The organism is Microvirga subterranea, from assembly GCF_003350535.1.
GTDB classification, from domain to species: domain Bacteria; phylum Pseudomonadota; class Alphaproteobacteria; order Rhizobiales; family Beijerinckiaceae; genus Microvirga; species Microvirga subterranea.
In genome coordinates this window covers 251,525-272,863 of record NZ_QQBB01000005.1, presented here as the reverse complement: position 1 = coordinate 272,863, position 21,339 = coordinate 251,525, and the positions used below count along the sequence as shown (strand labels likewise).

At 68.5% G+C, this 21,339-nt stretch carries 16 protein-coding genes and 1 pseudogene; 1 reads left to right on the top strand and 16 read right to left on the bottom strand.

Annotated features, from left to right (window positions below; all coding sequences use genetic code 11):
- Positions 1 to 1,277: 1,277 nt before the first annotated feature.
- From DES45_RS14585 to DES45_RS14570, 4 genes are all read right to left on the bottom strand, one after another.
- A complete protein-coding gene (locus tag DES45_RS14585; RefSeq protein ID WP_114770745.1) occupies positions 1,278 to 4,292 on the bottom strand; it encodes a bifunctional [glutamine synthetase] adenylyltransferase/[glutamine synthetase]-adenylyl-L-tyrosine phosphorylase in 3,015 nt (1,004 codons plus the stop codon).
- A 61-nt stretch (positions 4,293 to 4,353) separates the two neighbouring features.
- Positions 4,354 to 5,781, bottom strand: a complete 1,428-nt coding sequence (locus DES45_RS14580; RefSeq protein WP_114770744.1) for a HAMP domain-containing sensor histidine kinase — start codon at positions 5,779 to 5,781, stop codon at positions 4,354 to 4,356.
- 14 nt (positions 5,782 to 5,795) lie between these two features.
- Complete coding sequence (locus DES45_RS14575; RefSeq protein ID WP_114770917.1) at positions 5,796 to 6,494, bottom strand: winged helix-turn-helix domain-containing protein; 699 nt, start codon at positions 6,492 to 6,494, stop codon at positions 5,796 to 5,798.
- A 132-nt stretch (positions 6,495 to 6,626) separates the two neighbouring features.
- Positions 6,627 to 7,832 carry a S1C family serine protease gene (locus DES45_RS14570; protein WP_114770743.1) on the bottom strand — a complete coding sequence of 402 codons (1,206 nt, stop codon included), beginning with the start codon at positions 7,830 to 7,832 and terminating at the stop codon, positions 6,627 to 6,629.
- A 222-nt stretch (positions 7,833 to 8,054) separates the two neighbouring features.
- On the opposite strand from DES45_RS14570, the gene DES45_RS26070 reads away from it, so the two are divergent.
- A complete protein-coding gene (locus DES45_RS26070; protein ID WP_281024089.1) occupies positions 8,055 to 8,180 on the top strand; it encodes a hypothetical protein in 126 nt (41 codons plus the stop codon).
- Positions 8,181 to 8,195: 15 nt separating this feature from the next.
- Here DES45_RS26070 and DES45_RS14565 read toward each other — a convergent pair whose 3' ends face one another.
- The 12 genes and pseudogenes from DES45_RS14565 to DES45_RS14510 form a co-directional block, all read right to left on the bottom strand.
- Positions 8,196 to 8,657, bottom strand: a complete 462-nt coding sequence (locus DES45_RS14565; protein ID WP_114770742.1) for a cytochrome c-type biogenesis protein — start codon at positions 8,655 to 8,657, stop codon at positions 8,196 to 8,198.
- 5 nt (positions 8,658 to 8,662) lie between these two features.
- Positions 8,663 to 10,648, bottom strand: a complete 1,986-nt coding sequence (locus tag DES45_RS14560) for a heme lyase CcmF/NrfE family subunit (protein ID WP_114770741.1) — start codon at positions 10,646 to 10,648, stop codon at positions 8,663 to 8,665.
- A 16-nt stretch (positions 10,649 to 10,664) separates the two neighbouring features.
- The gene (ccmE, locus tag DES45_RS14555; protein ID WP_114770740.1) at positions 10,665 to 11,123 is read right to left on the bottom strand and encodes a cytochrome c maturation protein CcmE; all 459 of its coding nucleotides are present in this window, start codon (positions 11,121 to 11,123) and stop codon (positions 10,665 to 10,667) included.
- On the bottom strand, positions 11,120 to 12,217 hold the full coding sequence (gene ccmI / locus DES45_RS14550; protein WP_114770739.1) for a c-type cytochrome biogenesis protein CcmI: 1,098 nt from the start codon (positions 12,215 to 12,217) through the stop codon (positions 11,120 to 11,122). Before ccmI ends, ccmE begins: the two co-directional genes overlap by 4 nt.
- Before the next feature lie 70 nt (positions 12,218 to 12,287).
- The gene (locus tag DES45_RS14545; protein ID WP_245571725.1) at positions 12,288 to 13,685 is read right to left on the bottom strand and encodes an ATP-binding protein; all 1,398 of its coding nucleotides are present in this window, start codon (positions 13,683 to 13,685) and stop codon (positions 12,288 to 12,290) included.
- Positions 13,682 to 14,353 carry a response regulator transcription factor gene (locus tag DES45_RS14540; RefSeq protein WP_114770738.1) on the bottom strand — a complete coding sequence of 224 codons (672 nt, stop codon included), beginning with the start codon at positions 14,351 to 14,353 and terminating at the stop codon, positions 13,682 to 13,684. Before DES45_RS14540 ends, DES45_RS14545 begins: the two co-directional genes overlap by 4 nt.
- Positions 14,354 to 14,368: 15 nt before the next feature.
- Positions 14,369 to 14,683, bottom strand: coding sequence for a PepSY domain-containing protein (locus DES45_RS14535; protein ID WP_114770737.1), 315 nt, complete (start codon positions 14,681 to 14,683; stop codon positions 14,369 to 14,371).
- A 46-nt stretch (positions 14,684 to 14,729) separates the two neighbouring features.
- Positions 14,730 to 14,939 carry a hypothetical protein gene (locus tag DES45_RS14530; protein ID WP_114770736.1) on the bottom strand — a complete coding sequence of 70 codons (210 nt, stop codon included), beginning with the start codon at positions 14,937 to 14,939 and terminating at the stop codon, positions 14,730 to 14,732.
- A gap of 16 nt (positions 14,940 to 14,955) precedes the next feature.
- Complete coding sequence (locus DES45_RS14525; RefSeq protein ID WP_114770735.1) at positions 14,956 to 15,480, bottom strand: glycoside hydrolase family 108 protein; 525 nt, start codon at positions 15,478 to 15,480, stop codon at positions 14,956 to 14,958.
- Positions 15,480 to 17,018, bottom strand: a complete 1,539-nt coding sequence (locus tag DES45_RS14520) for a DUF2793 domain-containing protein (protein WP_114770734.1) — start codon at positions 17,016 to 17,018, stop codon at positions 15,480 to 15,482. Before DES45_RS14520 ends, DES45_RS14525 begins: the two co-directional genes overlap by 1 nt.
- A 21-nt stretch (positions 17,019 to 17,039) precedes the next feature.
- A pseudogene (locus tag DES45_RS14515) lies at positions 17,040 to 20,908 on the bottom strand (baseplate multidomain protein megatron).
- A 5-nt stretch (positions 20,909 to 20,913) separates the two neighbouring features.
- Positions 20,914 to 21,336: an NlpC/P60 family protein gene (locus tag DES45_RS14510; RefSeq protein WP_114770733.1), complete on the bottom strand. Its 423-nt coding sequence runs from the start codon at positions 21,334 to 21,336 to the stop codon at positions 20,914 to 20,916.
- Positions 21,337 to 21,339 lie beyond the last annotated feature (3 nt).

The window sequence follows — 21,339 nt, the reverse complement described above, 5'->3', positions numbered from 1 at the left end:
CCGCCGCCATCTAGCTCGAGAATGTTTTGGTTATCCTGCCGAACTGCCGTCCCAAAGATGTCTTCAATAGTGGCTCTGGGTATATCATTCGTAGGCCCGCCAAACATAACTGGAGGGGCCTCGTAGGCCACGTCGAACCATGTGTTCAACCAAAAGGTTCCATGGTCCGTCGTGATGGTCTCCCACATTTGTTCATGCTGGAGCCCCTCGTTCCACGTAGGTCCAACGACTGCTAAGTCCCACCCGATGCTCGCTAAAGGCCCGGCTGCAACAGGCATGAAGACTCCGCTGCCCGTAGGCATTGTGTACATGGAGCCGTCTAAGTGTAGATAGATGGTGCCGGCATCGACAGGAACGGCTATCATGCTACCTTCGAGGAGAGCGTTAAAGAGCTCTGCCTGTGACATCAGCAGGTCTACATTTACATTGGCAGGAACTACGAAGATCTTTCCTCGAGGATTTACGATGTAAAGCTTGCCGAGGGAGTCCTCGAGGTATCGCTGGTTGTTGATGACGTGCTCACTAACGATAACCTTTCCCTCTATCTTTATTGGGACATCCGATCCGCCGGCTTCGCTCCCCCCTGAAGGCGGATATGAAGAACCCGATTCATACGTGCCCCCGGGATACGTACCGCCCGTCGCTATGCCGTTGGCAATAGGACCGTAACTGATGCCCGTGCCGCCGTACCAAATGCCTCCGCCACCACTATTATCGAAGAAAAATCCCATCAGCTCTTCGAGTGAAAAAGCCATACCGCTCCCCTGGTCACCGTTGTCGCTCAAAGAGAGGGGTAGCCCGTCATGAGGCCGAACCCTCCTGCCGCCCAGCGGAACTGCGCCCGCCAGAGAAGCTCGGTATAGTGTTGCATTTTAGACCAGCGCAATCAAAGGGTGCGATCTTAAAGCAATATCGCTTTAGGTTGCATGCAAAGGAATATTATCTCAAGAACAGTGACTTGGCGCACCTAAGGTCGAGGCCGCCGAAGGGCTCACGAACAAGTTGAGATTGAGAAGACGAAGTTGATGTCAGGCCCTGAAAGCTAAGTCTCGTTGCCGCAGACATCACTCTTACAGGATCGCGGCCGATTCAATACGTCAGTCGGGCATCAATTTTACTCAGTGCTTTATGCGAAGGCACTGAAACTGACGCTCTCCTTTCGTCGCAATCTCCGACCACAGACGAAAGTTGCAGTGAACATCTCATCATAAGATCCAGTTTGCACGCCCTGCGGGAGGGCCACCGCCCCTCCCCGCGCCGTGTGGTTGCGCCCGGATCTATCCCGACCGCTTTACTCTCCGTGACCCCACATCCAGCACCCGCCCGAACACCTCCGCGACTCTCCCGCGTGTCTCGTTGAGCTGTTCGAGCAGCACCTTCTCGTCCGGCAGCCCGGCGACGGCGGCGAGGCGTTTGAGGATCACTGGCGGCACGGTCGCGGGATCGAACCTGCCTTCGATCGTCAGGCGCTGCCACTGGAAGATCGCGTTCAGAAGCCGGCGCGCCTCGATGAGGGTCTCGGCGACGTCCCGGCTCAGCAGGCCGGCCTTGCGCGCTTCAGCGAAGACCGGTTCCGGCGCCAGTCCGACGAGGCTCGGATGTTGCGCCCCGTGCGCCAGCACGAGCGCTTGCGCGATGAAGTCGATGTCCGTGAGGCCGCCGCGGGCGAGCTTCAGGTCCCAGGGATTGTCGTCGCCCTTCTCCTGCGCGATCAGTTCGCGCATGGATGCCACCTCCGACACGACGTGCTTGCGGTCCCGCGCAGCGCCGACAATGTCCTTCACGGCGGTCGCGACCTCGCTTTCGAACCCGTCGTCCGCGAGGATCACGCGGGCGCGGGTGAGCGCCATGTGCTCCCACAGGTCCGCTTCGGTCTTCTGGTAGTTCAGGAAGCCGCGGAACTGCGACGCGACCGGCCCCTTGCCGCCCTGCGGGCGCAGGCGAAGATCGACCTCGTAGAGCAGGCCGCGCCGGGTCGGCACCGTCAGGGCTGCCACGAGCCGCTGTGTGAGGCGCGTGAAATACACCACCGCGTCGAGCTTGCGCGCGCCGTCGCTCTCGCGCCGCTCCTCGTCGAAATCGTAGGTCACAACCAAGTCGAGATCGGAGGTCGCGGTCAGCTCCCGCGAGCCCAATCTGCCGAGGCCGAGCACGGCGATGCGGGAGCCGGGCACCACGCCGTGCTCCGCTTCGAAGACCTTGCGCACCGCCTCGAACGACACCCGGATCATCGCATCCGCGATCGACGCATAAGCCTCGCCGGCCTGCGCGGGCGAAAGGATGTCGGAGAGAAGCCGCGCGCCCGTGATGAAGCGCATCTGCCGCGCGGCGTCGCGGGCGCGGTCGAGGAAGTCCTCGTGGTCGGAAGGCGTGCCGATGATCTGGCGCACCTGCTCGCCGATGGCTGCGTCGTCGTTGAACGGAATGCCGAAGGCCGGATCGATGAGGGCGTCGAGCACGTGCGGCGCCTGGGCGACCGTGTCAGCGAGACGCGGCGCCGTGCCGAGAAGATCCGCGAAGCGCAGGCGAAGGCGGTCGTGCGATTGCAGGATGGTGAGCAGCTCCACGGCGGCCGGCATGCGGCCGAAGGCGCGGTCGAGCGCCGCGAGAGCGCCGTCGGGATCCGCCGTGCCGCCGAGGGCCGACAGAAGCGCCGGCACAAGCTCGGTCAGCACCTCGCGGGCGCGCTGGCTGGTGATGGCGGCGCGGCGGCCGAAATGCCAGCCGCGCACGGTCTCGGCGGCCTGCTCGGGCTGGCGGAAGCCGAGACGCCGGAGCGTCGCGAGGGTCTCGGGATCGTCCGTCGTGCCCGTGAAGACGAGGTTGCCTACGTCGGAGGCAAGCTCAGGCCCCTCCTCGAACAGCAGCGCGTAATGCCCCTGCACGATGCGCGCCTGCTGGGTCAGTGCCTTTGCGAAAGCCTTGAGGGTGGGATAGCCGCAGAACCTGGCGAAGCGCTTCAGCTCCTCCTCGTCGGAGGGAAGGCGCTGCGTCTGCTCGTCCGCCACCATCTGCAGCCGGTGCTCGATGGTGCGCAAGAATCGATAGGCGTCGGAGAGCTCGTCGCGCGCGTTTTCCGTGATCCAGCCCTCCTCGTGCAGCGCGTCCAGCATATCGAGGGTGCGCCGTCCGCGCAGGGCCGGACGCCGCCCGCCGAAAACGAGCTGCTGCGTCTGCACGAAGAACTCGATCTCGCGGATGCCGCCGCGTCCGAGCTTGATGTCGTGGCCCGCGACCGCGATCTCGTCGTGCCCCCGCACCGCGTGGATCTGCCGCTTCATTGCGTGCACGTCGGCAATCGACGCGAAGTCGAAGTATTTGCGCCAGATGAAGGGGCGCAGCTCCGCGATGAACGTCTCGCCGAGGCCGACGTCGCCCGCGACGGGTCGCGCCTTGATGAGCGCCGCGCGCTCCCAGTTCTGGCCCACCGTCTCGTAGTAGATATAGGCCGAGGGCAGCGCCACCGCGGTGGGGGTCGAGCCCGGATCGGGCCTCAGGCGATAATCGACCCGGTGCACGTAGCCGTCCGGCGTGCGCTCCTGAAGCAGGCGCGCGAGCTGCTGGGCGATGCGGGTGTAGAGGGTCGCGGGCTCGGCGCCCTCCGGCAGGGCCGATGACGCGGGGTCGAAGAAGATCACGAGGTCGATGTCGCTCGAGTAGTTGAGCTCGCCCGCCCCATGCTTGCCGAGCGCCAGCACCGTGAAGCCGGAGCCCTCCCCCGGCTCGTCGGGATTCTTCAGCACGATGCGTCCGAGATCCGCCGTCTCGGTCAGCACCAGGTTCACGCCGCCGCGCACGGAAGCATCGGCGAATTCGGAGAGCGCGCGGGTCACCTCCTCGACACCCCAGATCCCGCCGATATCGGCAAGCGCCACGAGCAGCGCATGGGTGTTGCGGTTGCGCCGGAAGGCCCGCACCGCGTCGTCGCGGGTGATCGCGCCGGAGCGCATCTCGCGGAACAGGTTGGCCTGGCTCTCGACGATGGCGCGGTGCGTCGCCTCGGGAGACTGCCGGGCAAGCATCGCCATCCGGACGGGATCGCTCAGCGCGAGCTGCCAGAGGAACGTCGAGTGATCCGCAATCGACAGAAGGAGGTCGCGCAGGGTGCCGCCGTCGAGATGCGGCAGAAGGTCGGCGGCCTCCGGCCTGTCCTTCGCGCGCCCGGCGAAATCCGCCAGCTGCGCCTTCGCCCGCCGCAAATCGGAGACGGGAGGAGCCTTGGCGAGGCGGCTGAGGAGGGAGCGGGTCTGGTCCGGCACGGCCAATCCATGTCGAGGGTTGATCGGCCTCATGTCTCCATGCCGGCGACAGGAAGGCAACCGAAATATCCGCCCCCCACCTCCATCCTCCGTCTCAGGCCGCCGCCTGGGCGGGCGCCTGCGAGACGGGCATCTGGCCCAAGGGCAGCAGAAGCACCGCCCGCAGGCCCGGGGCGTTGTCCTCGAGCCGCAAGGTGCCGCCGTGGAGCCGGGCCACGGCCGCCGCGAGGCTCAACCCCAGGCCGAAGCCCGGACGCGTGCGCGCTGTCTCCAGCCGCACGAAGCGCTCGAGCACGTGGCCGCGCTCCGCCTCGGGAATGCCGGGCCCGCGATCCGCCACCACGATCTCGGCCTCGCCGTCGAGCCGGCGCGCCGACACGGCGATGGCCGCCACCATATCAGGAGAGGTCGACTGGGCGCCGTATTTCAGGGCGTTGTCGAGCAGGTTCGCCATGGCCTGTCCCAGAAGCTCGCGGCTGCCGTGGACGGGAAGGTCCTCCTCGACCGAAACCTCGAGCGGCAGGCCAGCCTCCTCGGCGAGAGCCTCGTAGAGCTCGGCCACGTCGCGGACGGTGTCGGCGGCGTTGAAGTCCGCCAGCTCCTCGCGGGCGTTGCCGGCTTCGAGCCGCGCGATCATCAAGAGCGCGTTGAAGATGCGGATGAGGTTGTCGCTCTCCTCGATGATGGCTTCGAGGGATGCCTTGAGCTCGTCAGGGGTCTTCGCCGTCCGCAGGGCCTCGTCGGCCTTGTTGCGCAGGCGCGTGAGCGGCGTCTTGAGGTCATGGGCGATGTTGTCCGACACCTCGCGCATGCCGCGCATCAGCTCGCCGATCCGGTCGAGCATGTCGTTGAGGTTCATCGCGAGGCGGTCGAGCTCGTCGCCCGTGCCGGCGACCCGCAGCCGGCCGCCGAGATCGCCTGCCATGATCACCCGGGTCGTCTCGGTCATGTCGTCGACGCGCTTCAGCACGCGCCTGGCGATGAACCAGCTGCCGATGCACCCGAGCACGCCGATGAACAGCAGCGAATAGCCGAAGGCGCGGTGGATGATGTCGCGGAGGCGGATCCGCTCCTCCACGTCGCGACCAACGAGGAGCCGGAAGCCGCCCGGCAGCAGGTAGACCCGCACGATGGCGTGGTTCGGCGCCGCGTCCTGGTCGTCGGTCCGGCTGTAGGCGGTCTCGAACTGGCCCGGCTGGTCGATCACGCCGGGCGGCAGCGCGCCGACATTGCCGGCGATCCGTTCGCCCGAGGCCGTGGTGACGAGATAGAGCGAGGCGCCCGGCGCGCGGGAGCGGCGCTCGACGATGTTCACCAGACGGCGCAATCCGCCGTTCCGGTACTGCTCCGAGAGACCATTGATCTCGGCCTCGATGGTGGAGACGAACTGGTCGGTCAGAAGCCGCTGCGCGCTCCACGCGACGTAGCCCAGGGTCACAAAGGCGAAGATCGTGAAGACCAGGAGATACGCGAAGGACAGCTTGAACGCGGTGGTGCGGAAGAGCTTCCCGAGAGCCGTCATCGGTCGCGGCCCCGTCACTCGTCACTCCCCTCGCCGCCCACGCGCACCATGTAGCCGGCGCCGCGGATCGTGTGGATGAGCGGCTTGTCGAAGCCCTTGTCGATCTTGGCGCGCAGACGCGAGACGTGCACGTCGATCACGTTGGTCTGCGGGTCGAAGTGATAGTCCCAGACGTGCTCCAGCAGCATCGTGCGGGTCACCACCTGGTTGGCGTTCTTCATCAGGTATTCGAGCAGCCGGAACTCGCGCGGCTGCAGCACGATCTCCTGGCCCGACCGCGTGACCCGGTGGGACAGGCGGTCGAGTTCGAGGTCCGCGACCCGGTAGACGGTCGGCTCGGCGCTCGGAGCCGAGGCACGGCGGCGCGAGAGCACCTCGACGCGGGCGAGCAGCTCCGAAAAGGCATAAGGTTTGGGGAGATAATCGTCGCCGCCGGCGCGCAGACCCTTCACGCGATCGTCGACCTGGCCGAGGGCCGACAGGATCAGGGCCGGCGTCTCGACCTTCTGCTCGCGCAAGGAGCGGATGAGGGAGAGGCCGTCGAGCTTCGGCAGCATGCGGTCGACGACCAGCACGTCGTAATCGCCGGATTCGGCCATGCCATAGCCGTCGAGGCCGTCCGCCGCATGATCGGCGACGTAGCCTGCTTCCCGGAACGCCTTGACGAGATAGGAGGCCGCCTCTCGGTCGTCCTCGATGATGAGAATCCGCATGGACATGGGCACAACGTACTCGAATCCCAGCGGCAGGCCAGCCCTGGAGGGGGAAAGGCCGGCCTGCCGTGGGAAAAGGGCCCGGAGTACGCGAGGGGCTGGGAACTCCGGGTCCTGTTCCGGCCGAGGGGGTTAGATTCCCTTCGGCTGAGAGGCGACCTCGAGGGTCACGTTCCGCTCCTTGCCGTCACGGTAGAGCGTGAGCGACACGGACTTGCCGGGGGCCACGTTCGCAATCTTGCGCGACAGGTCCTTGGCTTCGCGGATCGGCTGACCGTCGACGGCCACGATGGTGTCGCCGGTCTTCACGCCGGCCTTGGCGGCAGGGCTGTCCTTCATGGCTTCCGCCACGAGCGCGCCCTTAGGCTCGCTGAGGCCGATCGCCTCCGCGATTTCCTTGGTGACCGGCTGCATCTGCACGCCGATGAAGCCGCGGGTGACCGAGCCGTTCTCCTTGAGCGAGTTCACGACCGTCTCGACGGTGCTCGCCGGGATCGCGAAGGCGATGCCCACGTTGCCGCCGGAAGGCGAGAAGATCGCCGTGTTCACGCCCACGACCTCGCCCGAGAGGTTGAAGGTCGGGCCGCCCGAGTTGCCCCGGTTCACGGAGGCGTCGATCTGGATGAAGTCGTCGTAGGGACCCGCGCCGATGTCGCGGTGCTGGGCCGAGACGATGCCGGCCGTCACGGTGCCGCCGAGCCCGAACGGGTTGCCGATGGCCACGACCCAGTCGCCGATGCGAGCCTTCTGGCCGGCAAGGCGGACGTAGGGGAAGTCGCTGCCCTCGACCTTCAGCAGGGCGAGGTCCGTCTTCGGGTCGGTGCCGATCACCTTGGCGTCGAGTTCCTTGCCGTCATCCATGGTGACGGTGACCGAGCTCGCCTTGTCGACCACGTGGTTGTTCGTCACCACGTAACCGTCGGCCGAGATGAAGAAGCCGGAGCCAAGGGCCTGGCCGAACTGGCGGGGACGCTGCTGGCGATCGCCGCGCTGCCCGGGCTGCTGCTGGTCGCGGAACTGGCGGAAGAAGCGCTCCATCGGATGGCCCGGGGGCAGGTCGGGCATGGAGAACTGCTGGCCGTCGCCGTCGTCGTCGCGGTCGGCCACGTTCTGCACCTTGACCTTCACGGCCACGACGGCGGGCTTCACGCGCTCGATCACGTCCGCGAAGGACGGCAGGTTCTGGATCGGCTGCGAGGCCGAGCGCAGTTCGGCGTGAGCGGCATTGGGAGCCACGAGCCCGGTCTCGACAGCGCCGCCCGCGATCAACGCCGCGACGGCCGCCGCGCCGAGCCACTTGGTCATACGCTTGCGGGGGGTGGAAACCTTGTCCAACATGTTCTGTCTCTCCTCGAGGAACCCTCTTGGGATCGTCGTAGGAGGAAGATGGGGTTTGCCGCCTTACGGTACCCTCACCTCAAGATGAAATGTTCGTAAGGTTGCGACGTCACACACGGGGTCGGTACGGAGAGGCCCGATTGTGGTCGGCCCGGCAATGATGCTAGATGCGCCCAAGGTTCATCGGGCGGCGCGAGCGGCGCCGCCGTGGGGGTTTTCGAGATGAAGCGCATGATCCAAGTCGCCTGCGTGATCGGGCTGGGACTGCTGGCCTCGGCCTGCGACAAATGCGGCAACTGGAACATCAACACGCCGCAGTTCTGCACCGGCGTGAACCCCAAGGGCTGACGCCCTTCCCGCGGGTCAGCGCCCCTGGTCGCGTTCGAGCAGGGCCTGCACGGCCTCCTGCTCGTTCGGGTCGAGGGCCGTCGCGGCGGCCTGCGGGCGGCGGCGCAGGGCCGTCCAGGCGCCGATCCCGCCCAGGACCAGCACAAGGGCCGGCGCGAGCCATAACAGCAGCGTATGGGCCCCGAAGGTGGGCTTGAGCAGCACGAATTCGCCGTAGCGCTGAACGAGGTAGTTCTCGACCTGCTCGTTGCTGTCGCCGGCCTGCAGTCGCTCGCGCACGAGAAGGCGCAGGTCCTTGGCGAGGGGCGCATCGGAATCGTCGATAGACTGATTCTGGCACACCATGCAGCGCAGGCCCGCGGAGATCTTCCTGGCCCGCTGCTCCAGAGCCGGGTCCTTCAGCACCTCGTCGGGCTGGACCGCATGGACGGCGGTGCCGACGAAGAGCGTCGCCAGAAGCGCGAGAACGAACCGCATGGCCCCTACTCCGCCGGAACGGCCGAGGCCGGAGGTGCGGTCCTGGCCCGGGTGGGCGCCCCGATGCGCAGGCGCCGGTCCGTGAGCGAGAGCCCTCCGCCCGCCGCCATGACGACCGCGCCCAGCCAGATCAGCAGCACGAGCGGCTTGTGGTAGATGCGCATGCCGATGGTGCCGTCCGCATGGACCTCGCCGATGCTCACATAGACCTGGCTGAGGCCCACGGTCATGATGCCGGCCTCCGTGGTCGGCATGCCGCGCGTCACGTAGAGGCGCTTCATGGTCTCGACCGTGCCGAGTTCCTGCCCGTTGCGGAAGATCCGCATGAGGGCGACATCCTCGCGATAATTGGCTTCCTGGCGCGGCACCACGCGCTCGAGCCTCGCTTGGTAAGGACCAGCGCTCATGCTGTCGCCGGCTTTGAGGGTGCCGAGGCCCTCCGCGTCCCAGGCAGTGGCCGCGATGCCGATCACGGTCACGCCGACGCCCGCATGGGCGATGACGGTGCCCCAGGTCGAGCGCGGCAGGCCCGCGGCCTTGCGCCAGACGGTGGCGAGCGGTGTCCCCCTGCTCCAGGAGCGGGTCACGATCTCGTTCAGGGCGCCGAGCACCAGATAGGCGCCGAGGCCGATGCCGAGGGGCGCCGCGACTGGGCCGCCGTCGCGGAATGCGACGAGCGCCAGGGTGACGAGGAGCGCGATGCCGAACACGGCGTAGAGTCGCTGCACCGTGCCGAGGAGGTTGCCGCGTTTCCAGGCGAGGGTCTGGCCGATCGGAACCAGGAACAGAAGCGGGATCACGAGCGGCAGGAAGGTGAAGTTGAAGAACGGCGCGCCGACCGAGATCTTGTCGCCGGTGAGCACTTCGAGCGCCAGCGGATAGAGGGTGCCGACGAAGACGGTGGCGCAGGCGGTCGCGAGCAGGAGGTTGTTGAGGACGAGCGCGCCCTCGCGGGAGACCGGCGCGAACAGGCCGCCCTGCTTCAGCATCGGCGCGCGCCAGGCGAAGAGCGCCAGCGAGCCGCCGATGAACACGATCAGGATGCCGAGGATGAAGACTCCGCGCTCCGGATCCACCGCGAAGGAATGGACCGAGGTGAGCACGCCCGAGCGGACCAGGAAGGTGCCGAGCAGCGACAGGGAGAAGGTAAGGATCGCGAGCAGGATCGTCCAGACCTTTAGGGCGTCGCGCTTCTCCATCACGACCGTGGAGTGCAGCAGCGCCGTGCCGGCGAGCCAGGGCATGAGCGAGGCGTTCTCGACCGGATCCCAGAACCACCAGCCGCCCCAGCCGAGCTCGTAATAGGCCCAGTAGGAACCCATGGCGATGCCGAGCGTCAGGAACACCCAGGCGCCGAGCGTCCAGGGCCGCACGATGCGCGCCCAGACCGCGTCGATGCGCCCGTCGATCAGCGCCGCGCAGGCGAACGCGAAGGAGATCGAGAAGCCCACATAGCCGATGTAGAGGAGCGGCGGGTGGATCGCGAGGCCCGGATCCTGCAGGAGCGGGTTGAGGTCCTGCCCTTCGGACGGAGCGGGCATGATCCGCGTGAAGGGATTGGACGTCATGAGGATGAAGAGCAGGAACGCGATGGTGACGAGCCCCTGCACCGCGAGCGTGTTGGCCTGCAGCTTCACCGGAACGGTGTTGCGCGACAGCGCCACGACGGCGCCGAACAGGGCCAGGATCAGGACCCACAGGAGCATGGAGCCCTCGTGGTTCCCCCACACGCCGGAGATCTTGTAGATCATCGGCTTGGTCGAATGCGAGTTCTCGACCACGTTGATGACCGAGAAGTCGGACGTCACGTAGGCGACCGTCAGGGCCAGGAACGCGAAGGCGAGGCAGGCGAGGACCGCGAGCGCGGCGGCCGGCGCCACCGCCATCAGGACCGGATCGTTCGACCGGGCGCCCCAGAGCGGCACCACGAACTGGATCAGGGATAATCCGAGCGCGAGTGCGAGCGCGAAATGTCCGGCCTCGACCAACACGATGGCACTCCTTGCGTTACTGCGTCTGCGGCGCGGCGTTCGCCTCGCCTTGCCAATGACCCTGCTTCTTCAGGGCATCGGCGACCTCACGGGGCATATAGTTCTCGTCGTGCTTGGCGAGCACGGTGTCGGCCTTGAAGATGCCGGACGGATCGAGCGCGCCTTCGGCCACGATCCCCTGCCCTTCGCGGAATAGGTCCGGAAGCAGGCCGTTGTAGTTCACGCGGATCGAGCTCTGCGCGTCCATGACCTCGAAGGAGACCTGCTGGTTCGCGCCGCGCTGGACCGAGCCCTCCTTCACGAGACCGCCGAGGCGGAAGCGCGTGCCCGGCTGCACGTTCTTGGCCTGCACGTCGGCGGGCGAGTTGAAGAACACGATCGTGTCGTTCATGGCGAACAGCACGAGGCCGAGGGCGACCGCAAGGATGCAGCCGGCAACACCGATCAGAGTCAGGCGGCGTTGTTTTCTGGTCATTGCGCAGCGTCAGTCAATTTCAGTTCACGGGCCATCGCTTCGATGGTCTTCAGCCCCGCATCGTCCTGCGCCAGCGCCTGGCGGGCCCTCTGGGCTGCGGCCTCTGCTTTATCACGTTGGCCCAGGACCGCATAGGAGCGCATGAGTCGCGCCCATTCCTCCGGGCTGCCGCCTTGCGATTCGAGGCGCTCCGCGAGGCCGGACACCATGCGCTGGATGTCGGCGGCGCCCACCTGCGGGGCCTGCGCCGCAGCCGGCGGCACCGGTGCGCCGAGCCGGGTCAGCTGCTCCCGGACCAGCGAAACCCACGGGGCATCGGCGGGCGAGATCGACAGGAGGTCGGTATAGGCGGCCTTCGCCTTCTCGACCTGTCCGTCCTGCTCGGCGGCCTGGGCGAGATAGAAGCGCGCCTTGGGGGCGCCGGCATCGAGCTTCACGGCCTTCTCGAACGCGGCCTGCGCGTCGCTCGAGATCAGCCCGTTCCTGGCGAGGACGAGGGCCTCGCCGTAATTGGACAGCCGGTCGGCATCGTCGCCCAGGATGCGCAGGGCCGATTCGTAGGCCTTCACCGCATCGTCCACCCGGCCCATGCGGATGTAGACCGGAGCGAGCACCTCCCAGCCGCGCCCGTCCTGAGGGTGCTGGGCGAGGTGGGTCTCGATCTGCGACACGGCGGTGGCGAGGTCCTGGGTCTGCGCCTGCGGCTGCGGCGCATTTGCGACGGGACGGTCGAAGATATGCGGGGACCCGTAGGCGCCGTAAACCGCGATGGCGAGAATCGGCACGACCGACAGGGCCAGCGTCGACACCGCGCGGCGGCGGCGCAGGGCCGGCTCGCCGACGGCCGCGGAGGCGGTGTCCTCCAGGCCCGTGGCGCGCAGGAGCCGGCGGCCGGCCTCGGCCTTGGCGGCCTCCGCCTCGGCGGGCAGGAGCGCGCCGCGCTCCCGGTCGCGCTCGATCTCGGCGATCTGGTCCCGATAGAACTGGACGTTGGGATCCGCCTGCCCGCGAACGGCCGAATGGCGCGACAGCGGCCACAGAACCACCATCACGGCAGCGGCCGTCATTGCCAGGAGTATTATCCAGATCACCATGAGCCCCTAATTAACCCGTGCCGCCCTCAAGCACGATGGTGGCACGGTGTCACGCGCAAAGCGCGCGCCGTCAAGCTTTGTCCCCCGGAAGCTCCAGAACGGCCCGCAACCCGCCCATTGGGGAGGCCTCGAGGCTCAAGGAGCCGCGGTAGAGCGCCGCGAGGTCGCTGACGATGGAGAGGCCCAGTCCGGAGCCCGGCTTGGTCTCGTCGAGGCGGCGCCCGCGCTTGATCATCTCGCTGCGCGCGGCCTCGGGCAGGCCCGGCCCGTCGTCGTCGATCAGGAGGCGGATGCGCGCCCGGTCGGCGCCCTCGCGCAGGACTTCGGCCATCACCACCACCTTGCCGTCGGCCCATTTGGCTGCGTTGTCGATGAGGTTGCCGGCCATCTCCTCCAGGTCCTGCTTCTCGCCCCGGAAGCGCAGGCCCTTCGGGATCGCGAGCTCCACCGCCAGGTCCTTGTCCCGGTAGATCTTGGCGAAGGTCCGGGCGAGGCCGTCGATCACGGGCTCTACGTCCGTCAGCGTTCCCAAGGTTCCGGCGAGCGCCGCCGCACGGGCGCGGTCGAGGTAGTAGTTCACCTGGTCGCGCATGAGCGCCGCCTGCTCGCGCACCTTGGCGGCGACGTCCTCGGGAGCGTTCTCGGCCTCGTTGACGATGATGCTGAGCGGCGTCTTGAGCGCATGGGCCAGGTTGCCGACCTGGGTGCGGGCCCGCTCCAGGATCTCCCGATTCGTGTCGAGCAGCAGGTTCAACTCGCTGGCGAGCGGGGCGATGTCGTGCGGGTATTCGCCCGCGATCCGCTCCGCCTCCCCGCGCCGGATGGCGCCGAGTGCGCTGCGCAGGTTGGCGAGCGGCCGCAGGCCGAAGCGGATCTGCAGCAGGGTCGTGAAGCCGAGCGCGAGGCCCAGGAGCGCGAACGTAACCGTGAGGGCGAACAGGAAGCTGCGCACCGCGGTTTCGATCTCGTCGGCGGGACCGGCCACCCGGATGATGAAGCGCCCGTCCTCCCCGAGGTCGATGTCGCGCTCGATGATGCGCAGGTCCCGGTCGTCCGGCGCCTTGCCGTAGCCGCGGCGGATCTGCCCGAAGGCCTCGTTGCCGGAGCGCGCCAGCGCCGGGAGTTGCCCGCCGAAGAGGGACTTGGAGGAGCGCACCTCGTCGGGCTTGGCGTTCGGGCGGGTGACCTGCCAGTACCAGCCGGACAGGGGCAGCTCGAAGCGCGGGTCGCCGATGGGGCCGAGGTCCCGGTCCGGCGCGCCCGGCGCGACGAGGTTCGACGCAAGCGTGTTGGCATTGACCAGCAGGCGCTGGTCGAAGGCCCGCTCCGTGTTCTCGCGGTAGAGGGTGGAGAGGATGAGCCCCGCGATCAGCAGGATCACGAAGCTCCAGAAGACCGACGATGCCGCGAGGCGAACCGCGATCGAGCGGCCCGCGAATCCCTTCAGGATCGGCTGCAGGCCCCTCACGTCCTGGTCTGGCCTGCGTCGAGAAGGTAGCCCAGGCCGCGCACGGTCTGGATGATGTCGACCCCGAGCTTCTTGCGCAGGCGGCCGATGAACACCTCGATCGTGTTCGAGTCGCGGTCGAAGTCCTGGTCGTAGAGGTGCTCGGTCAGCTCCCCCCGGGACACGATGCGGCCGGTATGGTGCATCAGGTAGGAGAGCAGCCGGTACTCGTGGGAGGTCAGCTTGACCGGATTGCCGTCGACCGTCACCCGGCCGGAGCGGGTGTCGAGCTTGACCGGGCCGCAGCTGATCTCGCTCGTGGCGTGGCCGGTGGCCCGGCGCAGGAGGGCGCGGACGCGGGCCAAGAGCTCCTCCATGTGGAAGGGCTTGGTCACGTAGTCGTCCGCGCCGGCGTCGAAGCCCTGCACCTTGTCGCTCCAGCGATCGCGGGCGGTCAGGATGATGACCGGCATCTTCCGGCCCTCGCGTCGCCAGGCGTTGAGCACGGTGACGCCGTCGACCTTCGGCAGCCCGAGATCGAGGATCACGGCGTCGTAGGGCTCGGTATCGCCCAGGAACTGCCCCTCCTCGCCGTCCGAGGCGGAGTCGACCGCGTAGCCGGCCTGTTCCAGGGAGGTCACGATCTGGCGATTGAGGATCGCATCATCCTCGACAACGAGAAGGCGCACGCTTTCCAGCTTTCCTTAATGAACCGATTTCACGCGTCCCGAAGACCCGTCGATCATCACTTGCACGATCCGACCGTCCCTCTGCAAGGCCACGATGACGTAAACCAGCTCGTCGCTGTTCCGGCAGAGATTGGCCCGCACCACGTCGGCGTTCGGCACCTGGCGCCGCGCGGTCATGACGGCGGCGGCCGGGGCGACGACGTCCTTGGACGCGACCGCCGCCTGCATTTCTCGCGGCTGCAGGCAGTCCTGAAGGGCCGCCGACGCGCTCTGCGCGTGCGCGGCACCCAGGAATCCCCACCACATGATGACGAGCCAGATCAGACGCATGGCCGGAACATGCCCTTTCGGCACTGAACGAAGTCTGAATGTAACACTAGCTCATGATTTGCCGGGTGGCCAGAATCCGGAAGACTGTGGAGGCCACGAAGCTCGCAGCGCCCACGAGCTGGGCGGCGGCCTCGGCGAAGGCCTCGGTCCGGAGGTCGGACGTGTCGAAGCCGATCAGCCCGAGCACGAGGGCCGCGAGGCCGACGAGGTTGGCCCAGACCGTGCGGCTGGCCAGGATGGTCTTGGTGTCGATCATGGAGAGATCCTTTCGGTCAGGATGAGGATCGGTCGAGCCGGAGGGCCTCCTGCTCGACCGCGAGAACCCGGCTGCGCCATCCGCGCCCGAAGATGGGCCAGGACGCGAGGCCGGAGAGGAAGGTGTGCCGCGCCCGGGTCAGGCGGCGGATGACGTCCGCGGCCTCGGCATTGCGCGCGGCCGCGAGGGTGCGGGGGCCGACGACGCCGTCGGCCGGAACGCCAAGGATGCCCTGGAGCCTGCGGACCGCACGCTCCGGGCCGGAATTGACCGCGAAGTCGAAGAGGGCGAGGTCGACGCCTGCGGGAAGCTCGTCGCCCCGGACCGCGTCCCAGTAGTGGCGGCGGTAGATGGTCCCGGCCTCCTCCCGCGTCAGCGCCCGCACGTCCTCGACCGAAACGGGACGGCCGCGGAACCGCGATAGGGTCGCGCGGGTGATGCCGTGCTTGGTGGCTCCGCCCGGATCGGCCGGATGCTGGACGAAGCCGCCCTCGTGCCGCAGCACTTCCGCGAGGCTTCGGTCAAAGGATGCGAGCGCCATCACAACTCCGCCTGTAGGGCAATCGTAGCCGTTCCACCGAGGTGGAGCACACCGACGCTTCCGGCGATCCCGCTGAAGGAGGTGCCGGCCTGGAAACGCAGGGCAAGCGACAACGGGCCTCCCCCCGGCGCCGTCGCGATGACGAGCCCGCCGGTGAGGCTGGTCCAGGTGCCGGCCGCATTGTCGAAGAAGCCGACCTGATTGCCGGACGGGGCGGCGTTCGCCCAGGCGAAGCTGCTGGACATGACCGAGGGGCCGACCCGCATCGGCACCGGCAGCATGAGCGGGATCTCGACGAGGTTCGTGCCGATCCTCTGCCCGAACGCCCCCAGCATCACGGTCACGCCGGTTCCGCCGGCGAGACGCTGGTAGTAGCGGCGGCAGCGCAGCTCCTCGACGTCAGGGGGCTCGAAGGCCCAGGGCAAGGCGGCGGGCCCGACATCCAGCCTGACGCGGGAGAAGGTGCAGGTCTCCGTGGGCTGGAGCCGCACGACCACATGGCCGGTCTCGTTGGAGGCGAGGGTCACGGTGGCCGAACGGCGTCCGCTGCCCCGCGGAATGGTCGCCGCCTGGGAGCCGACCGTGACCGGGATCGGCACGGAGGGGTTCTCGACCGACAGGGTCAGGGTGAGCCCCGCATAGGTGGCGGTTCCGGTGAGGGCCGCGGCCCGCGCCACGTCGAGGACCTGCTCGAGATTGCCGGTGAGGGTCACCGTGCCGTCCGCCGTGCGGGTGATGGTGCAGCCGCCGGTGCCCGCCTTCCAGCGGTCGTAGCCGTAAACGCCCTGGCCCAGGGCGCCGCCCGCGAAACCGCGCTGGTTCACGAGGAAATGGCCGTTGACGAGAAGGCTCGGAGGACCCGCGCCCACGCAGCCGCTCGGGAACGACACGAGGCCCGTGGCGGCCTCGATGCGCATGGCGTCGCGCCACGTGCTGCCGTCCGGCGAGACGCGGATGCCGAAATCGTCCGAGCCGATCAGGCCGGTCTCGGCGCGCCCGCTGTAGCCGCGCTGGTAGAGCTGCGACAGCACGTTGCCGGCTTCCGCCTTGTTGAGCACGAAGCGCAGATCGCCGCTGCCGCCCTCGCCTGCCGCGAGCGCGGTGAACAGCACTGCGTTGAGCTTCGCGGCGAGACGGTTGAGGTCGTCCGCCGCAGTGCCGATGCCGAGGCGTTCCACCTGTCCGAGGTCGCGGCTGTAGCGGCCGAGGTCGCGCCATGCCCCGCCGTCGAAGACGAGGATCGCGTCCTCCGCCTCCACATAGGCGCGCCAGCCGGGACGCGGCGCAAGGAAGCGCCAAGCGCCGACGTCGAACAGCGCGACCTCGCCGTCATGGCTCGCGAAGGCGCCGGTGGCATCCTCTCCGACGAGATAGCGCTCGCCCTCTTCCGGCGAGGTCGGCGGATCGGTGCGGCCGCGCTCCTTGACGGCGAGATGCACGAGGGCATCGAGGGAGGCGAGCGCCTCGTTGTGGGTGACATGCTTCTGCGCCTGCGCGGCCGCGATGAGCGGCAGGCCGAGATGAGGTGTATCGGTCATGCGGAACGGATTTTCTTTTGGCTAGAGGATCGAGACCATGGCGGTGCGCTCGAAGCCGCGGCCGGCGACGGCGCTGATCTGCGCGACGCGGACCGAAAGTTCGGCCTGGGGGGCGCCGAAATCGGCAAGCTCATCGGCCGACGAATAGAGGACGGACGGCTGCGTGCTCGTCAGCGTGCGCCGCACGGCGCCGTTGCGGAAAATGTCGATGCCGTAGCGTTCGCCGTCCTCACCGAGCGGAACGTCGACCGGCTCCCACGCGTCGCCGTCGCGGCGGGTGCGCCGGATCCAGGCGAGGCGGATGCCGCCCTCCTCCCGCTGCGCCGTGACGCGCACCGGGCTGAGCGGACGCAGCGCGTCGCCCCCGACCGTTGCGGAGAACTCGACCGTCGCCGGATCGGCATGGTCGCGGCCCGCAGGACCGACGCGGTAGCGCCATGTCCGCCCGAGATCCTGGAGATCGGAAGTCAGCGGCACGACACCTTCATCGAGGCGCACCACGAGAGCGCCTTCCGACATCGTGCGGACCACCTCCGGCTCGCTGCCGCCAAGGCCGCGCAGCAGGCGCGTGAGGCGATAGGTTCGCTCGGCGATCATCTCGGCGCGTGCGGCGGAAAAAATCTCCCAGCGGCCGTCGTCTCCCTGCACGGCGAAGAGGTTGCCGCCGCCGAGCGCCTCCTCGTCGTCGATGGCGCTGATCGCGCCCGACGAGATCTCGACATCGAGAACCGCATGCCGGTCCCATCGCCACAGGGGCCGCTCGGAAGCGGCGTGAGGGTGCGGCCGATCACGGCCGGGATGTCGACGATCCGGTGCGGCGTGAAGCTCGCGCCGTTGCCGGAGCGCCAGACCGCGACCGCGCCGGGCCAGGGATCGGCCGCGACCGCGAGGTATTGCAGCGGCGCCGGATCGGCGGGGCTCGCCGCCAAGTCGAGCACGACGACGAGCGGCTTGCCCGGAACCGGCGGCGGGCGGCGGACGGGACGCGGGATCGATGATCCGGGCGTCTCGAACACGGCGGGCTCCACCGCCCGCGCGGACACCTTGCGGGTCGGCCCGTCCGCGATGCGCGTGACGCGATGGAGCTTCGGCCCGGCCTCGGTCGGAAGCGAGATCACGTCGCCGGGCTCGATGTCGATGCGGCGCGGCGACAGCTCGAACTCGGCGCTCTCGCGCGCGGCCCAGAGGTCCTGCAGCCACGCATCCGCGAGGCGCTGCGCCTCGGCCCGCCTCGTGACGATCGCCGCGTCCGCCCGCGCCTCCCGGCGGCTGGTGCCGGAGAGGCGGCGCGAGGCGACGGCGGCACGGCGGTAGTCGAGATCGCCCTCCGTGTAGCCGATCTCCACCTGCTGCGGCAGCTCGGTCTCCTGCGCCCGCACCAGCTTGAGGGACGGGTCCTTCTCGGCGAGCACGAAATCGTCCACCGCGAGCGGGATCACCGCGCGCCCTCCCCGGCCGCGCCAGGAGAGGCGGCCGCCGCTCGCGACCGCATCCACGCCGAAGAGGCGCATGAGCTGTTCGAGCGCGCCGCGCGCCGACATCGGCCGGTCGAGCACGTAGCCGTCCACGAAACCGTCGACCGGGAACGGGCCGGAGGCGTCGAGGCCGAAATCCTTCAGGATCATGGCGATCAGCCGGTCGAGGGGCGCGCCCTCGATGCGGCCGGTGATCCAGTGCCCGGTCTCCCAGTTGGCGCCGTCGCTCCACACCGTGTCGAAGTCGGGAAAGGCCGGATAGGGCCGCGCGTCCCAGGCCCAGACGAAGATGTTGGCCGGATCGACCATGTGGCCGACGTAGATCTCCGACACCGGATTGTAGGCGGGCGCGAAGCCCGGCTGCTCGGGATCGAAGCGCGAGAGTATCGCTTCCAGCCCTCGCGCCTGGGCGAGGTCGTCGCGCACGCCACGCGAGAACGGCGGATAGGCGGATTCGGAGGATTTGGGATCGGGGAAGACGTTGGGGCCATTCGGGCCTTTGTCCACCGCCGGGATGCCGATCTCGGTGAGCCAGATCGGCTTCGATTTCGGAGCCCAGGCGGTGGTGCGGATCTCGACGCCGTCGACGCGCTCCACGTGCGGGTTCGACCACCAGGACACGAGGTCCTTGGCGCGGAAGATCCAGGGCTTGTCATAGGCGCCGTCCGCGATCGGCCGCCGCACCTGCGCGGCCCGCTCCGCCGCATTGGCGTAGTACCAGTCGAACGCCTCGCCGCTGCCGAGGCGGGCGCGGAGATAGTCCACATCGTAGACGCTGCGCGCCGCCGTCAGATCCGCATGGTCGGGCCCGTCGCGCCAGTCGGAGATCGGCGGGTAATAGTCGATGCCGACCGCGTCGATGTCGTCGGACGCGAAGAGCGGATCGAGGGGAAAGCGCACCTCGGAGCCGTTGTTAAGCACGTGCGCGCCGTATTCGGTCCAGTCCGCCGCATAGACGATCTCGGTGCCGTGGCCGAGAACGTCGCGGACATCCGCCGCGAGCGAGCGCAGCCGCGACACCGCCGGATAGACGCCGGACGACGAGCGCACGCGGGTGAGGCCCACGAGCTCGCTGCCGAGGATGAATCCGTCGACGCCGCCCGCCTGCCTGGCGAGGTTGGCGTAATGCAGCACCAGCCTGTCGAGGCCCCAGCTGCGGGTGAAGAACTGGCCGACCTGGCTTGCGGCCTCGCCGGTCCCGTCCGGCGATCCGGAGCGTCCGGGCGCCGGATGGCAGGTGATGCGTCCGCGCCAGGGATAGGGCGGCTGGCCGGTGCCGCCGTAAGGATCGGGCAGCGTGTTGCCGGCGGGCACGTCCATCATGACGAACGGATAGAGCACCACCTCCAGGTCGCGCCGCTTCAGCTCCGCGATCAGGCGCGTGACGCTATCGTCGGACGGCGTGCCCCCATAGGCCGGCGCATTGCCGGAGCGCGACACCGCCTTCGCGGTCGCGCGGGTCAGGCCCGCCACGGACCACGTGGCCCCGTCCGTATTCTTCGTCTTCACGTCGACGCGCGGCTCGATGCTGCACGACCCGGCGCGCAGGTCGTCGCCGAACCAGCTCACCACCAGCGAGACGCGCCGGAGGTTCGGGCACAGGGCCTCGAGCGCATCGAGGGAGGCGGCGACGTCGGTGGCGTTGCGCATCTGATGCCGGTTCTCCGGCTTCGTGGCACCCAGTCCCAGCACCTGCGTGACGGGAAGCGTGTCGTAGCCGAACTCGCTCGCGCCCGGGATGAGGCAGACCGCGCGCACCATGCGGTTGAGGCCGTCCACGGGCCGCACCACCTCGAAGGAGAATTGCGGCACGCGGTTGCCGAAATCGGCGAGCGGCAGGCGCTCGAACACCACGTAAGCGAGGCCGCGATAGGCGGGCGCGTAGGCCGACCCTTCCTTCGCGACGATGAGCGGATCGGCGCCTTGCGTCTCCGACCCGCGATGCACCCGCATGGTGATGGTCGAGAGGTCGAGCTCGCGCCCGTCCGCCCAAACGCGGCGGATGAGCGCGATGCGGCCCTCGCACAGCCCTACCGCGAGGTTGGCGAAGTACGAATAGGTCTTGTTGACAATGCCCGATCCGCCGCCGCCGAGGCCCTTGCCGCCCTGGGTGCCGGAGCGCTGCTTCGACGTGGTGATCACCTCCTCCAGCCGCGTCGCCCAGATGAGCTGGCCGCCGATGCGGGCGCGGCCGTAGACCCGCGGGATCGGCGCGCCCTCCGTGGAGGTGAGCCCGTCGATCTCCTTCAGGCGCGGCCCCTCGACGACCTTCGGCTGATCGGAGCCGCCGAAGAGCGCATTGTCGATGGCGGCGCCCGCGAGGCCGCCGAGCGCGCGACCCACCGCGGCTCCGAACGGGCCCGCGATGGCGCCGCCGACCACGGAGCCGACGGTCTGTAGGACGAGTGTGGCCATGAGGTTTATCCAGGAAAGCGAAACACATGGGCGAGGTGGCGCCGCCACCAGGGGCGAAAAGCCACCTCGGCGACGGCGGCACCGTCATGGGCGTGGATCATCGTGTCGGGCGAGGTCGCGATGGCGCAGTGCTTGGCGGGCAGGTTGTCGCGCCAGCGGAAGAGCAGAACGTCGCCGGGCTGAAGATCCGCGATCTCCACCTCGACGAGATGACGCCGCGCCGCCGCCACGAGCGTGTCAGCGCCCGCTTCCGCCCAGTCGGCGGAGTAAGGCCGCGGCAACTCCGGCTCCGCGCCCATGACGGCGCGCCAGACCCCGCGCAGCAGCCCGAGGCAGTCGCAGCCGACATGCTTCAGGGACGCTTGGTGGCGGTAGGGCGTGCCGATCCACGAGCGGGCCTCGGCGACGATGATGTCGGGTGTGGGCATGAT